This is a genomic window from Desulfovibrio sp. 86, from assembly GCF_902702915.1.
Lineage (GTDB): Bacteria > Desulfobacterota > Desulfovibrionia > Desulfovibrionales > Desulfovibrionaceae > Desulfovibrio.
Genome location: NZ_LR738849.1, coordinates 844419 through 858739, shown reverse-complemented (window position 1 = coordinate 858739; position 14321 = coordinate 844419). Strand labels below are relative to the sequence as shown.

At 57.8% G+C, this 14321-nt stretch carries 9 protein-coding genes; 4 read left to right on the top strand and 5 right to left on the bottom strand.

What is annotated here, in order from left to right:
* Window positions 1-214 precede the first annotated feature (214 nt).
* From DESU86_RS03700 to DESU86_RS03685, 4 genes are all read left to right on the top strand, one after another.
* A complete protein-coding gene (locus DESU86_RS03700; RefSeq protein WP_179979814.1) occupies window positions 215-2527 on the top strand; it encodes a vitamin B12-dependent ribonucleotide reductase in 2313 nt (770 codons plus the stop codon).
* A 359-nt stretch (window positions 2528-2886) separates the two neighbouring features.
* Window positions 2887-3393 carry a metal-dependent hydrolase gene (locus DESU86_RS03695; RefSeq protein ID WP_179979813.1) on the top strand — a complete coding sequence of 169 codons (507 nt, stop codon included), beginning with the start codon at window positions 2887-2889 and terminating at the stop codon, window positions 3391-3393.
* A gap of 660 nt (window positions 3394-4053) precedes the next feature.
* A complete protein-coding gene (gene cfa, locus DESU86_RS03690) occupies window positions 4054-5160 on the top strand; it encodes a cyclopropane fatty acyl phospholipid synthase (RefSeq protein ID WP_179979812.1) in 1107 nt (368 codons plus the stop codon).
* 120 nt (window positions 5161-5280) lie between these two features.
* Window positions 5281-6063, top strand: a complete 783-nt coding sequence (locus DESU86_RS03685) for a hypothetical protein (protein WP_179979811.1) — start codon at window positions 5281-5283, stop codon at window positions 6061-6063.
* Window positions 6064-6433: 370 nt separating this feature from the next.
* Here the strand turns inward: DESU86_RS03685 and fabZ are convergent, their stop codons facing one another.
* The 5 genes from fabZ to DESU86_RS03660 form a co-directional block, all read right to left on the bottom strand.
* Window positions 6434-6901: a 3-hydroxyacyl-ACP dehydratase FabZ gene (gene fabZ, locus DESU86_RS03680; protein WP_179979810.1), complete on the bottom strand. Its 468-nt coding sequence runs from the start codon at window positions 6899-6901 to the stop codon at window positions 6434-6436.
* Window positions 6902-7224: 323 nt separating this feature from the next.
* On the bottom strand, window positions 7225-7770 hold the full coding sequence (locus tag DESU86_RS03675) for an OmpH family outer membrane protein (RefSeq protein ID WP_179979809.1): 546 nt from the start codon (window positions 7768-7770) through the stop codon (window positions 7225-7227).
* A 205-nt stretch (window positions 7771-7975) separates the two neighbouring features.
* On the bottom strand, window positions 7976-10525 hold the full coding sequence (locus DESU86_RS03670) for an N-acetylmuramoyl-L-alanine amidase (protein WP_232088249.1): 2550 nt from the start codon (window positions 10523-10525) through the stop codon (window positions 7976-7978).
* A gap of 365 nt (window positions 10526-10890) precedes the next feature.
* Window positions 10891-13653 (bottom strand): outer membrane protein assembly factor BamA, encoded by a 2763-nt coding sequence (gene bamA / locus DESU86_RS03665; RefSeq protein WP_179979808.1) that lies wholly within the window; start codon window positions 13651-13653, stop codon window positions 10891-10893.
* Entirely contained in the window at window positions 13634-14320 is a 687-nt protein-coding gene (locus DESU86_RS03660; protein WP_179979807.1) for an ABC transporter ATP-binding protein, read from the bottom strand. The genes bamA and DESU86_RS03660 overlap by 20 nt, the downstream gene beginning before the upstream one ends.
* Between the last annotated feature and the right edge of the window lies 1 nt (window position 14321).

Sequence of the window (14321 nt, the reverse complement as noted above, 5' to 3'; positions counted from 1 at the left end):
GGCGGGCGTCTGCTCCCGCATCCGCCAGAGTAATTTCAAAGAAAAATTGCTCTAATAAAAATATCTATCGATATGCAAAGTCATTTAATTCAAGCTGTTAATTTCGGCCGTTTTGGTATGGGGCTTTTATTTACCCTTCAAGCGTGTATACTCGCCCATGGTCCCGCAGGACCGTTTTTGCCCTGCACAACTTCAAGACAAGGTTAGCATTCCCATGCTCGCACAGCCCAAAGATCTCCCTGAGCCACAGTTGAAGCCCAATACCGAAGTCGTTTTGCAAAAGCGTTATCTGCGCAAAAACCTGGACGGACAGACTATCGAAACACCACGCGATCTTTTTTGGCGCGTGGCAGCCGCCATTGCCGTTGAAGAAGAAAAGTACGAGGGCTCCAGCCAGAAGAGCGGGCAATTGGCCCGCGATTTTTATGACCTCATGACCAGTTGGAAGTTTCTGCCCAACTCGCCGACCCTCATGAACGCGGGTACGGACCTGGGGCAGCTTTCCGCCTGTTTTGTGCTGCCGGTGGGCGACTCCATTGAAGAGATTTTTGACGCCGTCAAATACGCGGCCATGATCCACAAGTCCGGCGGCGGCACTGGCTTTTCCTTTTCGCGCCTGCGCCCCAAGGACAGCCGGGTAGGTTCCACCGGCGGTGTGGCCTCCGGGCCAGTGTCTTTTTTGCGCATTTTCAATACCGCCACGGAGCAGATAAAGCAGGGGGGCACTCGACGCGGAGCCAACATGGGCATCCTGCGGGTGGATCACCCGGATATTCTCGAATTTATAGGCGCCAAGGAAAAAGAAGGCGAATTCAATAACTTCAATCTTTCCGTTGGATTGACTGAAGCCTTCATGCAGGCCGTGGAGCGGGACGAGCAGTATGACCTCGTGGCCCCCAACAACGGCGAAGTCATGAGGCGCCTGCCCGCGCGCGAGGTTTTTGACCTGCTGGTGCGCAAGGCATGGCTGTCGGGCGATCCCGGCATTGTCTTTCTTGATCGCATCAACCGCGACAATCCCACGCCGGATCAGGGCGACATTGAATCGACCAACCCTTGCGGCGAGCAGCCCCTGCTGCCCTTTGAAGCCTGCAACCTCGGTTCCATCAATCTTTCCTGCTTTTATGTCCCCGGGCACGAAAACGATGCGGATCCGGCCGCGAAGGGCATAGACTGGGACGAACTGCGCCATGCCGTGCATCTGGGCGTGCGCTTTCTCGACAATGTCATTGACGCCTCGCGCTTTCCCCTTGACCGCATCAGCGAAACCGTGCGCAAAAACCGCAAGATCGGCCTGGGCGTTATGGGCTTTGCCGACCTGCTCTTTCAGCTTGGCGTGGCCTATGACTCGCAAGAGGGCATTGACCTTGGCGAGCGGGTCATGGCCTTTGTGCAGGAGGAAGGGCACAAGGCATCGGCCCTGCTGGCCCAGGAACGCGGGCCGTTCCCGGCCTACGAGACCTCGGTGTACGGCCGCCGCAAGCTTGGGCCGTACCGTAACGCCACGGTAACCACCATCGCGCCCACGGGCACGCTTTCCATCATCGCTGGCTGCTCGTCCGGCGTGGAGCCGCTTTTCGCCCTGTGTTTTACACGCAATATTCTGGATGGCGAGCGCCTCGTGGAAGTGAATCCGCATTTTGCGGAAGCGCTTGAGAACGGCGGGCTGTTCAGCCATGAGCTGATGGACGCCGTGGTGGCCAGGGGCTCCATTCAGGGCATGGACTATCTGCCCGCCCCTCTGCGCAAGGTCTTTGTGACTGCCATGGATATAGCGCCGGTGTGGCATCTGCGCATGCAGGCGGCCTTTCAGCGGCACACGGACAATGCCGTGTCCAAAACCGTCAACCTGTCCAACAGCGCCACAGAGCAGGACATCCGCGAAATATACTGGCTGGCGTATAAGGAAGGCTGCAAGGGCGTCACCGTATACCGCGACGGCTGCAAGAGCATTCAGGTGCTCGCCACGGGCGAGGGACAGAAGAAAATGGACGGCGATTCCGCGCCCGAATCGGGCACGGCCGGGCAGCAGGGCAGCGCGCCTGCCCCCGCTTCACCCATCGCCGCGCCCACGTCTCTGGTGCGCAAGCGCCCCGACGAGGTGCAGGGCTTTACCCGCAAGGTGCAGACGGGCCTCGGGGCCATGTACCTTACGGTCAATGAGGTGGACGGCAGGCCCTTTGAGGTCTTTGCCACCATTGGCAAATCCGGCCGCTCCATTACCGCCAAGGCCGAGGCCATAGGCCGCCTCGTTTCTCTGGCGCTGCGCTCCGGCGTGCACGTGCGCGACGTTGTGGCGCAGATTAAAGGCATCGGCGGCGAACACCCCGTCTTTCGCGGCAAGGGCCTGCTGCTTTCCATCCCTGACGCCATTGCCTGGGTGCTGGAGCAGCGCTACCTCAAGGATGAGGTTGTGGATACTGTCAGCGACCTTGCCGCCAACTGCTGCCCCGACTGCGGCGAAAAACTTGTTTTTCAGGAAGGGTGCCTGATTTGCCCGGCTTGCGGGTTTTCCCGCTGCGGCTAAGACTGTGCCGTCACGAGCGCCTTTTCTGGTATTTCTGCGTCGAACGTCGCCTTTTATTCCGGTCGAGTACCATCAGAGTACACTCCCTGCATAAAAGGCTCGTTCTCCTTGAAATACCAGAAAATTCATCTCGTGACGAAACTGTCCGAGGCGGGTTTTTTTAAGGATATATTCCCGAGGTTAAGGGAGTACTGATTAAAGAGCATCCTGGAAACGCGCAGTTATTTCGTTTGGCAAGGCGCGATCTTTTTTTGAAGCAGGAGTGGACTCTTCCGTCCTCGACTGTTTCAAAAAAAGTGAAGCAACACTGCCAAACGGAATAAATCAGCGTTTCCCAACATTCTCTCCCAGGATTATTCATGAAGTGGATAACCCATCAGGCCACGGCCGTCGCTGCGGCCCTGGCCCTGCACCTGCCCGCTGCCGGAGTGGCGGCGGCCTGCGTCGGGGCCGTCATGCCCGACGTGCTGGACCAGCGCATGGCTGGCCTTGCTCCCACCAGACGCGGACGGCAAAAAATATTCAATGCCGTACACAGGGGAACCACCCACTGGTTCGGCTGGTGGCTGATCTTGTGCGCAGTGGCTTTTGCCGCGCCTGGGGCGCAAATGGGCCCCATGGGGCGTGACGTATTGCTGGGGCTTGGCTTCGGCGGCCTCAGTCACGTGGTTCTGGACATGCTGACGCCGTCGGGCGTGCCCCTTACGCCCTTTTCACGCAGCAACAAGTTTTCGCTCAAGCTGTGCTCCACAGGCAGCCTGGGGGAATACTGCTTTCTGCTTTGCGTTGTGGGCTTTGTATGGTGGTTCTACGGCGCTGACCTTTTGAAGCTGACGCGCCATCTGGCCCACTCGAAAATACTGTAACTGCTCCAGCCTTTCTCTGCCTGTCGTTTCCCGGCGCGGCGGACGCAAGCGGCCTTGCCGCACCCGTCCCCGCGCCGGTGTTTTTTTACTCTTGAAATACTTTGTGGGGGTGGACCCTTTTGCAAAAGGGTCCCCTCCCCCACGCCCCCACCCCCTAGAGCATTTTCGCATTGAGAATATCTATTCTCAATGCTTCCAAGACGCTCGCTCCTGCGCTTAATCGCGCGGACATACTGCGCTTACGCCTCCGCGGCGGGCGTCTGATCCCGCATCCGCCAGAGCAATTTCAAAGAGAAATTGCTCTAAAACTCTTGCCGTAGTGTGGCCTGTTGCAAGGTGTTTTCTGGTTTGAAGTCGAAACGTCAGTAGCCGCGTCCGCTGGCCTCACATCATGGCAAAGTTTTTGTTCTCATGCCTGAGATTACTAAATGTTACGTGAGGTTATTATAAATTCTTGAAAGGGTGTCGTGCTTGGGATAGTGCCGATATAGTTAACATAAATGAAACATGCGTACTATTGTCTTTGAAAAAAAATGGCAGTAGTTTTTATCTGTGTCCACATCATGCGCTGAATTCAAGTAGCGTAACACGCGGAAATATTTTCTTTATGCGCAGGTTTATCACGCCTGCTGCCATCAGAGTAAATATGGAGTGTCAGTTATGTGTGAATCAGACATTAAAAAAATGCTGGCTTCGGTTGATGTTGCCATTGACGGGCCCCGTCCCTGGGATATTCAGGTTCACAACGACAAATTGTATGGCCGCGTTCTGCGCTTTGCCAACCTTGGGCTGGGCGAGGCCTATATGGAAGGCTGGTGGGACTGCAAGGCCCTGGATCAGTTCTTCTGCAAGGTTTTGCGCGGGGGGCTTGAAAGGCGCTTCCGTTTTACCCTGCCTGTCCTGCTTGAGCTTGTCTCCTATCTGTTCCGTAATCTTCAAAGCCCCGACCGCGCGCACATGGTGGCGGTGCATCACTATGATTTCGGCAATGACGTGTTTGAAGCCATGCTCGACACGTCAATGCAGTACAGTTGCGCCTTCTGGCAGGGTGTGGACACGCTTGAGGCGGCGCAGCGGCAGAAGATGGACATGATTTGCCGCAAGCTGCTGCTACGGCCAGGCATGCGCGTTCTCGATATCGGCTGCGGCTGGGGCGGGCTTGGAAGGTATATGGCCCGCGAGTATGGCGTAAGCGTTACCGGCGTGACGGTTTCCAGTGCCCAGGCCCAATATGCGCGCGACCACAGCAAAGGCCTGGACGTGCGCTGGCTGTTGCAGGATTACCGTTCCCTGACAGGCACGTATGACCGCCTTGTTTCCGTCGGGATGTTCGAGCATGTGGGGCACAAAAATTATGCCGTCTTTATGGACAAGGCGCGCAGCCTGCTGGCCAGGGACGGTCTTTTTTTGCTGCACACCATCGGCAGCAACGAACCCCACCACAGCGTGGACCCCTGGATTGAAAAGTATATTTTTAAAAACGGCATCCTGCCCAGCATTTCCCTTTTGGGAAAGTGCGCCGAAGGCCGCTTTGTGATGGAAGACTGGCACAACTTTGGCGCGGATTATGACAAAACGCTCGTATGCTGGGCCAACAACTTCATCAGGGGACGAAAGGAAGGCAGATTTCAGTGCAGTGAACTTCAAAGCCGCATGTTTTTGTACTATCTGCTGAGTTGCGCCGGAGCTTTTCGCGCGCGCGACCTGCAACTGTGGCAGCTTGTGCTGAGTCCGGGAGGCGTCGCGGGCGGGTATGCCCGCCCCTGAATTCATGAGTCGCTCCGTCATTCCTCTTGCCTTGCATTGGGGGCGGCGTTATGGCATCTGCTTGCGCCATGACGCCGCCTTTATTATTGGGTGGGGGCTATTTCTGCGACGGAGCGTGTTGTGAACGGGATTCTTGCATTCAAATTGATCGTGACGCCCCTGCTGGTGTTGATCTGCATGCTCATCACCCGCCGGTGGGGAGCTTTTGTCGGAGGCGTGGCGGCCGGTTTGCCCGTGGTCTCCGGCCCCTTGTCCTTTTTTCTGACTCTTGAGCAGGGGACGGCCTTTTCGGCGCACGCCTCATACAACACCCTGCTCGGCATCGACGCCAACGGACTGGCCGCTGTGGCCTATCCCTGGCTGGCTGTGCTGGGCATCCCCTGGTATCTGGCCATCGCGCTTTCGCTGGGCATATATTTTCTGGGCGGCTGGATTGTGCAGTTTTTTCCCTACTGGCCGCTGGCAGCCTTCGCGCTTTCTCTGCTGTCGCCCCTGCTGGTGCTGGTCTGCCTGCCCCGGCAGGATTCCCCGGAGGCCACACAGCCGCAGCACACGCACTGGTGGCTTATTGCCGCCCAAATGGGCTTTGGCTCGCTGCTGGTCTATGTTGTCACCGAGGTCGCCCACTGGCTTGGGGCGGGCTGGAGCGGCGTGCTGATGTTTTTTCCTGTCATGATCTGCGCCATGGTGCCCTTTATACACGCCACGCAAGGGGCAGGGGCTGTGGTGCGCATTTACAGGGGGCTCATGGCCGGATGGTTTGGCTGCATAGCCTTTGCGGCCATAGTTATGGCCTTTGTGGAGCGCACGCCCCTATGGCTGTGTTATGTGCTGGCCACTGCGGCGGCTCTTGGGGCCAGCGCTGTCGTCACTCTCGTGCAAAAACGCATGAAGGCCGCCTGAGGAGTACTGGCGGCCTTTGACGTGATTTGCGGCGTGATGCGGAAGACGCTGTTTCTGGAATCCCCCGCTTCAGATCACAAAAAACTTTGCAGTATTGTAAAATACAGTAAAGGGTTCAGACAGTGTCGTCACGAGATGAATTTCCTGGCATATCAAGGAGAACAAGCCTTTTATGCAGGGAGTGTACTCTGATGGTACTCGACCGGAATAAAAGGCGAAGTTCGACGCAGAAACGACTGGAAAGGCGCTCGTGACGACTCTGTTTGGGGGTGTGGGGGAGGGGACCCTTTTGCAAAAGGGGCCCTCCCCCACAAAGCATTTCATTCTCCTCCCCCACAAAGCATTTCAATTCCAATGTGGCAGCGTTTCCTCAGCTTTTGGGCCTGTCGCCGATGGCTGCGGTAATTTGCGCTTCTGCCGCCAGTTTGCCGTCCACAAAGGCGCGGGCTTCCATTTTGCAGAGTTTGAGCTTGAGGCGCAGATTGGAGCATTCCAGGTCAAGGCGGTCGCCGGGCACCACCTGGCGGCGAAATTTCACGCCGTCGAGGCCTGTGAAAAGAAAGAGCTTGTCATCCAGGTCGCCCATGCCCGCAACAGCCAGCAACCCGCCCGCCTGGGCCAGAGCCTCAAGAATGAGAACGCCGGGCATAATGGGCGCATCGGGAAAGTGACCCTGAAAAAAAGGTTCGTTAAACGTCACGTTTTTGTATGCCTTTATGTGTGAACCAGGCACACACTCCACCACCCTGTCCACCAGCAGGAAAGGGTAGCGGTGGGGGAGCAGGCGCAAAATACGCTGTATGTCCATGCTTTGGGGCTGAGGGGCTGATTCCTGCATGTGGCCTCCTGGGTATTTCGGGCATGATTCGGGGACGGCCCAAGAGGGACGCCCCATAATTGCCCGCTGGAATGTTGAAGCTCGTGAGCATGAAACACTTGAAATGCTCGCTTACGGCAGGCAAAAGCCAGTCCACTCGCATTTCGTGGCGAGGATTTTTGAAAAATCCCTGCACGCGGCCAACTCATTTCATTCGTAAAATGCTCTGAACGCTGATATGCCGAAGCGCAACGCTCCTGCCTGAGCCAAAGGCAGTCGCCAATAAAAAAGCCTCCCGCCCCGTCAGGGTCGAGAGGCTGTATCACAGTCTTGAAGAGACGGAGCTATTTTTTGCCGCCCTTGTCGTTCTTCTTTTCTTTATAAAGCTTGTTCACTTCGGTGAGCACGTCCTGGGTCAGATCCATAGACTGGTCGGCATACAGAACGCCGCCGGCGGTCACGTCAACCACGAAGTTGAAACCCTTGGCGCGGGCCACTTCATAGGTGGCGCTGAAAACCAGAGTAACCATGTCCTGGCGCAGTTTGACTTCTTCCTGTTCAACCTTGCGCAGGAAGTTACGGGTCTTCTGGTCCAGATCCTGCTTGGAGCGAATAAACTCAAGCTTCTTTTCTTCGCTAACCTTGGGATTCTTGAGAGCTTCGGCCTTATTTTTCAGAGCTTCGCCCTGCTTTTCAAGAGCAGAACGTTCTTTGCCGAACTTGTCTTCCATCTGCTTTTTGGCAGCTTCGGCGGGATCGCTCTGAGTGGCCACCGTTTGCATGTCCACAACGCCAATTTTGGCAGCCGGCACGGCATTGCTGTCAGCCGCAAGCGCCGTTCCAGCCATGAGCATGCAGACCACTAAGGTCATCATCAAAACCTTGCGCATTTAAAGTACTCCTTCCCCGATTGCTGTTTTTTATCTTGTCCTTGCGGAATTGGGATGACCCTCGCGCCGTAAGAAACTTGTATAATGGTAGGTTAATGCGGCCTGCGCTCACGTTGCACAAGCAGGGGGCATGGTTGCCGCGCCGGTATAATTGGGCTTTACTGTTGTTGATACAACAGCCCGGCGCGTATTTGAAATCCCTGCATCACATAGCACCAGCGCTTTCCGGCGTCAAGGAATTCTGGGCTGTCCGCTTTTTTAACAGTCGATCTTTATATGCAAGTATGCCCTCGGCCAGCCCTTCAGCCAATGTCAGCCGGTATTTGGCGTTGGCGAGGTTCCGGGCTTCTTCGGCGTGGGTGCAATAGCCCAGCTCAACCAGCACCGCCGGCATCTGCGCGCCAAGCAGAACATGGAAGGGCGCGGATTTGACGCCATTGTTACGTACAGTATACTCGCGTTTTTTCAATCTGGAAAGGGTAATACGCTGAACATCCTGAGCAAGTTTTTTTGATTCATCTACTCTTGCAGTAAGCATCACATCCGCCAGCATCTTTTGCATATCACCAAGACGATGATCGCTGCCAGCGTTTTCCAGTGCCGCAACACGCGCGGCTTCGGCATTTTGGGCCAGATCAAGATAGTAGGTTTCAAAGCCGTTGACCGACTTGTCGTCATTGGCGTTGATGTGGATGGAGACAAAAAGGTCTGCCCCCGCCTCATTGGCGCGTGTTGTGCGTTCGCGCAGGGAAAGACCGGTGTCGTTGGTGCGGCTGTAGACCACGTCAACTCCGTTGGCTTGCAGCAAGCGCCCGAGGGTCGTGGCCACGTCCAGAGTGATGACACGTTCAAGAATGCCGTTGTGGTGGGTGCCAGGGTCACGTCCGCCATGCCCGGCGTCAATGAAGACCGTGCGCACCGTGAGGCCCAGCTGGCGGGCCATGTCGTTGACATGCCGAGGCTCGTCGGGCGCGTTTGCCTGGTCACGCGGCTTGTCCTGCCCGGCAAAGCCCGCTCCCGCGCCCTGGCGGGAGGGCAGAGGGGTATTGCCCGCCGCCACGTGCAACACTATGCGGCAGGGGTTGCTTTCTGCCTGTGTGTCAAAGCGCCGCACATCCCGAAAGCTGAACTGCATCACCGCGCCGCCGCCCTTGCGGTCGCTCACGCGGACGGACTGCAAAAGGCTGCCCTTGACCGTGACGCCCTGGCGCACATCTTTGACAACGGAGGCATCGTCAAATTCCAGATACAGGCTGGAGCCTGCGCCTTTTTTGCCTTCTTCCAGCCGGGCGCGATAGCGGGCCGGAGAGGAGAGATCCAGCACGATTTCCACAGAGTTTTTGCTCAGTGAATTCCAGGAAAGCGTGTGGACTTCAGGGGGTGTGGCCGGGGTGGGAGCCGTGCCAGCTTTGCCCACGGGCGCGGCGGCAACATCAGTCCCGCCGGAAAGGCGCTGCCGCAGGGTTTTGGCTTGCGGCAGCATGTCGCCCTGCGGATACAGGGTGGCGATGGCGTCAAGCAGCTCAAGGGCTTCCTGCGGCTGGTTCAGCCGGTCTGCCTCAATGACTGCGGCCCGAAGGAGGGCATCGTCCGCCAGAGCGCTTTTGGGAAATTCCTGTGCGAGGTTCAGGTAAAGGTCGCGTGCCTGACGGTATTCCGTCGCGAGGTGGGAGCAGTTGGCGAGGGATTCCTGGCTTGAAGCCGCACGAAAGAGCGCGCCGGGCGAGATGGCCCAGTTTTTGCGGCTTTGATAAATAAGCAGAAATTCCGCCGACAGTTCTTCCCAGGGTTGCCTCCAGCAGGAGCGTGCCTTGTCGGCGCTCAAGCTTTCCATGTCGGCCTTGGCCTTGCGGTAGCGCGGCAAGATCTGATCCTGGGGCAGGAGGACGGCGGGGGCTGTCGCCAGAGCGGGGACCCCTGGCGCAGCTTGGGCTGACGTCACTGGGGAGGGCGCGGCAGACGCGCCTGCCTCAGCGCGTTTTTTATCCTTGTCCTGGGCTGAGGGGCTTGAGGCCTGGTCTTCAATGGAAGGTTTGGCTTCAGCGGCGGCGACCTGCCGGGCTTCAGGGGCAGTGCGCCCCTGCGCCGAAGCCAGAAGGGTTTTTTCCAGGGCCAGGGCTTCGGGCAGCATGTCGCCCTTGGGATACTGGGTCTTGATGCGGTTGAGAAGTTCCAGCGCGCCCTTGTCATCCTTGAGCCATGCCGCGCGCAGTCTGGCGGCGTGAAAAAGGGCGTCGTCGGCAAGGCGGCTGTCGGCGTGGCGCATGGCCACGGCCTCGTAACATTCTATGGCCTTGCGGGCATCAGCCTTGGCAAAGGAGCGGCGGGCCAGTTCCTCAAGGCTTTCCGCAGCGCGAAAAAGGGCGGCGGGGCGGTTGGGCCAGCCTGGGTCGGCATCATAGATGGCGCGAAATTCCGCAGCCAGTTTTTCCCAGGGTTCGCGCAGGTTGGCCTTTTTGGCGTCCAGGCGCAGCGTTTCGATGCCAGCCTTGGCGGTATCGTAGCGTTTGCCCGTGGGCGGCAAGGACGTATAACCTGTGTCATAAAAGAAAACCACCAGCAGGCAGAGAGCCAGCAGAAAAAACACTGGCGGGGCAAGACGTCTGATGCCGTGCCTGGCCTGACCGGGGGCCGCGCCTTGCCCTTGCGACCTGCCCTCAGGCGTATCCTGGGGAGGCCGTGGCGACGGGCTCCGGGATTGCGTCCGGGCCTTTGGAGGGCCCTGAGTAGGGGATGGGTTTTCTTTGCGGGCCACGGGTGTTCCTTGCTCTGCTGGCGTTCGACTGTCATTTTGGTGACAGACTGCTGTGTTCCTTGTGCTTGTGTCTTCGCGGCGGGCGTCTATTCCCGCAGCCGCCAGAGTAATTTCAAAGTGAGATCGCCCTCATCTTAGAGAACGTATACTCTCATTGGGAATCTGCTTTCAAGACATGCGGGCGTACAGCCGTAGTTTTGTCGCTGCGCATGCACATTGCAAGCATATTTGCACAATATATGCCAAAAAAGATTGACATGCAAAAAAGCGTGGCGCGGGGTTTATCCCCGCGCCACGCGTGCAGTTATGTCTGGTCAGCACTGGCTGTTCACGAAAGCCTTGGCGCCCAGTGAAGGCATTTGTTCCTAGAAGAACTGGCCCATGCTGAATTCGATTCTGCCGGTGGGCATTTCCTTGTCGTAATCCTGCACCATGGGGATGCCGTAGGCTATACGAAGGTCGCCCATGGGTGAACGCCAGCGAAGTTCCAGGCCAGAGGAGGCGACGATGTACTTGTCCCAGTCCTGAGCCATTGTTTTGGAGTCGATGTTGAAGCCGGAGTCCACAAAGGGAACGATAGCCAGCCCCAGTTCCTTCTGGAAGGTCCAGATGTATTCGAGGTTGGCAACGCCCATGCGGTCGCCGCCGATCTGTTCGCCACCGTGCTTGTAGTCGCGCGGTGAAAGGTCGGAATAGGAGTAGCCACGGATGGTATCCATGCCGCCGACCCAGAAGCGTTCGAACACGGGAACCTTGTTGTCGGTGTTCTGGAACACGCCGCCGACGCGCCCACGCAGGTGAATGGTGTTTTGCGGGTTAAAGGACCAGAAGCCCTGCCAGTCGGCAACGGATTTGATGAAGTTGTCCGTGCCGCCGAGGCCGCCGCCGCCGTATTCAGCCCACAGGCGCGAGATGGTGCCCTTGGTGGGACGTTCCTTGCTGTCGGTCGTGTCGCGCAGGATGCGTCCCGAAATGGCGCTGGTCCAGTTAATGCCCTTGTAGTCCTTGATGTAGGGCGAGCTGGTGTCGGACACGTCATAGAGGTGGTAGCGTTCCAAGCGGTACGCTGTGCCCACGGTGGTGTATTCACCGATGGGATATCCGAAGCGCACTGTGTCGCCTATGGTGTCCTTGGTGAAGTTGTCCCAGTAGTCGTGGGTGTAGTAAATGTCGTTGCCGAAGGAGAGGTCGGTGTCATACACGCGCGGGTTGGTGAAGGACAGGGTGCCCGACGTGCGCCGCCAGGAGAAGAAGCCCTGCAACTGCAGCCAGTAGCCGCGACCAAAGAGGTTGCGCTCCATGATGGAGGCGCTCACGCCCACGTCATAGTAGCTGGAGTAGCCGATACCGCCCATGATGGCGCCGGTATTGGCTTCCTTGACCTTGACCTTGAGGTCGACCTCGTCTTCCTGTCCGGTGGGGACGAGCTCCATATCCACAGCGCCGAAGTAGCGCAGGCGGTTCAGGCGTTCATTGGAGCGGCGCAGCTTGGCGCCTTCATACATATCCCCGTCACCGAGGCGCATTTCGCGCAGGATGACGTTGTCACGCGTTTTTGTGTTGCCTTCGACCACCAGACGGCGGATGAAAACTTTCTGCTTTTTGTTGATGAGGTAGCCCACATCCACCTGATCGCTGCCGTCATCGGCCTTCATCAGTTTTGTGTCCACCTCGGCAAAGGCGTAGCCGTAGTCGGCGTAATAGTCGGTCAAACGCTTGGAGTCTTCCTGCATGACAGTAAGGGAGAAGTACTTGTTGGACTTCTGCCAGTCGTCCATCTGCACGACTTCAAGCATCTTGTCTTCGCTGTCGATGACGTCGCCCGCGAAAACCACGTTGCGGACAGTATAGCGGGGGCCTTCGTTGACCACATAGGTGACGTAGATGCCGTCATCCTTGTAATCGACCTGGGGAGCGCTCACCTGAATGTCAACATAGCCCTCGTTGAGGCCGAAGGCGGCGATGGCGTTGGTGTCGCGCTCAAGATATTCATCCTTGAGCACGCCGGTTCCCGTCAGCCACGAGAACATGCCGCGCGGCTTGAGGGCCATGTATTTTTCAATGTCGCCCTTGTTCAGGGTCTTGAGGCCTTCGATATTGACTTCTTTGACGTAGAGCTTGTTGCCTTCGTCCACATTGATGACGAGAACAGCCCCGCGACCGCTATGGCGGTCTTCAAGGCGGTAGTTGGCCTTGGCGAGGTAGTAGCCTTCCTTGCGGTACAGCTCGGTAATTTTCTGCAGGTCGTCGGAAAGCACCTGCTCGTTGAGCACGTTGCCGGTTCTGGTGCCCATGGCCGCAAGGACGTCATCCTTGCTGATGCCCTTGGAGCCTTCCACCACGATGCTGTCGATGCGGGGCTTTTCCACCACGGTAAAGACGAGCACATTGCCCTCAAGGGTGGCCTGCACGTCGCTGAAATAGCCCATTTCCCAGATGCGCTTCACCTCTTCGTTGATGGCGTGGGCATCGGGGGTGTCACCCTTGCGGATGGTCAGGCGCATGAGCACTGTGTCAGGGTCCATAACATTCATGCCGCGCACCTGCACGTCGGCAAGGCCGCCCTTGGCGGCAGCGGGCGCGCCCATGGGCACGAATCCGGGGCCGTTGTCCGCCAGTTGCGGCGCGGGAGCGGGGCTGCTGGCCTTGGTCATTTCGGCCGCGCGGCTGGCGAGGGTGCTGGCACAGTCGCTGAGGGCGACCAGTGAGTTGCGCTCAAAACCCGCGGGCACGGCTTCGCCCTGCTGCACGGGAACAAGGCGCGTATCCATGCTGAAGCCGTCGCCAAGCTGGTTGAAGCTGCCGTATATGACAAGCTGCGCGCCAGCCTGACGGCCCAGAGCGCGCGCTGTGGCGAGATCAATGTTCTCGCCGTGTCGTTGCTGCAACTGCCGCGCCGCATTCATCGGCACGACACTCATGCCGTTCTGTTTGAGCTGGTCGGCAATGATCTGGGGCACATCCCGGGCGGCATTGGGCATATCCGGCCCGGCATTGACCTGAAAGGGCAGCACAAGAACCAGAGGTCCCTGGGCGGCTTCCGCCGCTACGGGCGCAAGCTGCACAGCGCAAGCCAGAGCTGTAATGCAGAGGATGTTAGAGAGAAGATTACGCAACATTTTTTTCATACAGTGTCCCCGCTTTCAGTTCCAGAGTGCGGCCCATGCCTGCGGCCAGCTCCCGATTGTGCGTCACGACCACGAGTGTCATGCCCAGTTCGCGGTTAAGTTCGTTCATGAGTGTGCCCACCTGCGCTCCGGTGCCTTCGTCCAGATTGCCGGTGGGCTCATCGGCCAGCAGAACTCGCGGGCGCATCAGCACCGCGCGGGCAATGGCCACCCTTTGCCTTTCGCCGCCTGAAAGCGTGGAAATCTTGCTTTCCATACGAGCCGAAAGACCCACGCGTTCGAGCATTTCGCGGGCCTTGGACATGATGACGGCCTGGCGTTCACCGCCGATTATGGCCGGCATGGCCACGTTCTCCACTGCCGAAAATTCCGGCAAGAGATGATGAAACTGAAAAACGAAGCCCAGTGTTCTGTTGCGGAAGGCCGCCTTCTGGTCAGGCGTCATGCGCGCCATGTCCTGACCGTCAAAAAAGACAGCGCCCGTACTTGGAGTATCAAGAGCACCCATAAGATGCAAGAGGGTGCTCTTGCCGGAGCCGGAAGTTCCCACGATGGCAAGAGCCTCGCCTTCTTCCACGACCAGATTGATATTCTTGAGAATTTCAAGATCTTCACCCGGTGCGGAAAAGTTTTTGCTCACGTTGGAAAATTTGTAGAGTGCGGACATG

Coding starts and splice junctions, on each gene's coding strand:
- bamA (WP_179979808.1), bottom strand. CDS start 13,653: ATGAAAAAAATGTTGCGTAATCTTCTCTCTAACATCCTCTGCATTACA.
- DESU86_RS03660 (WP_179979807.1), bottom strand. CDS start 14,320: ATGTCCGCACTCTACAAATTTTCCAACGTGAGCAAAAACTTTTCCGCA.
- DESU86_RS03700 (WP_179979814.1), top strand. CDS start 215: ATGCTCGCACAGCCCAAAGATCTCCCTGAGCCACAGTTGAAGCCCAAT.
- fabZ (WP_179979810.1), bottom strand. CDS start 6,901: ATGCAGGAATCAGCCCCTCAGCCCCAAAGCATGGACATACAGCGTATT.
- DESU86_RS03675 (WP_179979809.1), bottom strand. CDS start 7,770: ATGCGCAAGGTTTTGATGATGACCTTAGTGGTCTGCATGCTCATGGCT.
- cfa (WP_179979812.1), top strand. CDS start 4,054: ATGTGTGAATCAGACATTAAAAAAATGCTGGCTTCGGTTGATGTTGCC.
- DESU86_RS03695 (WP_179979813.1), top strand. CDS start 2,887: ATGAAGTGGATAACCCATCAGGCCACGGCCGTCGCTGCGGCCCTGGCC.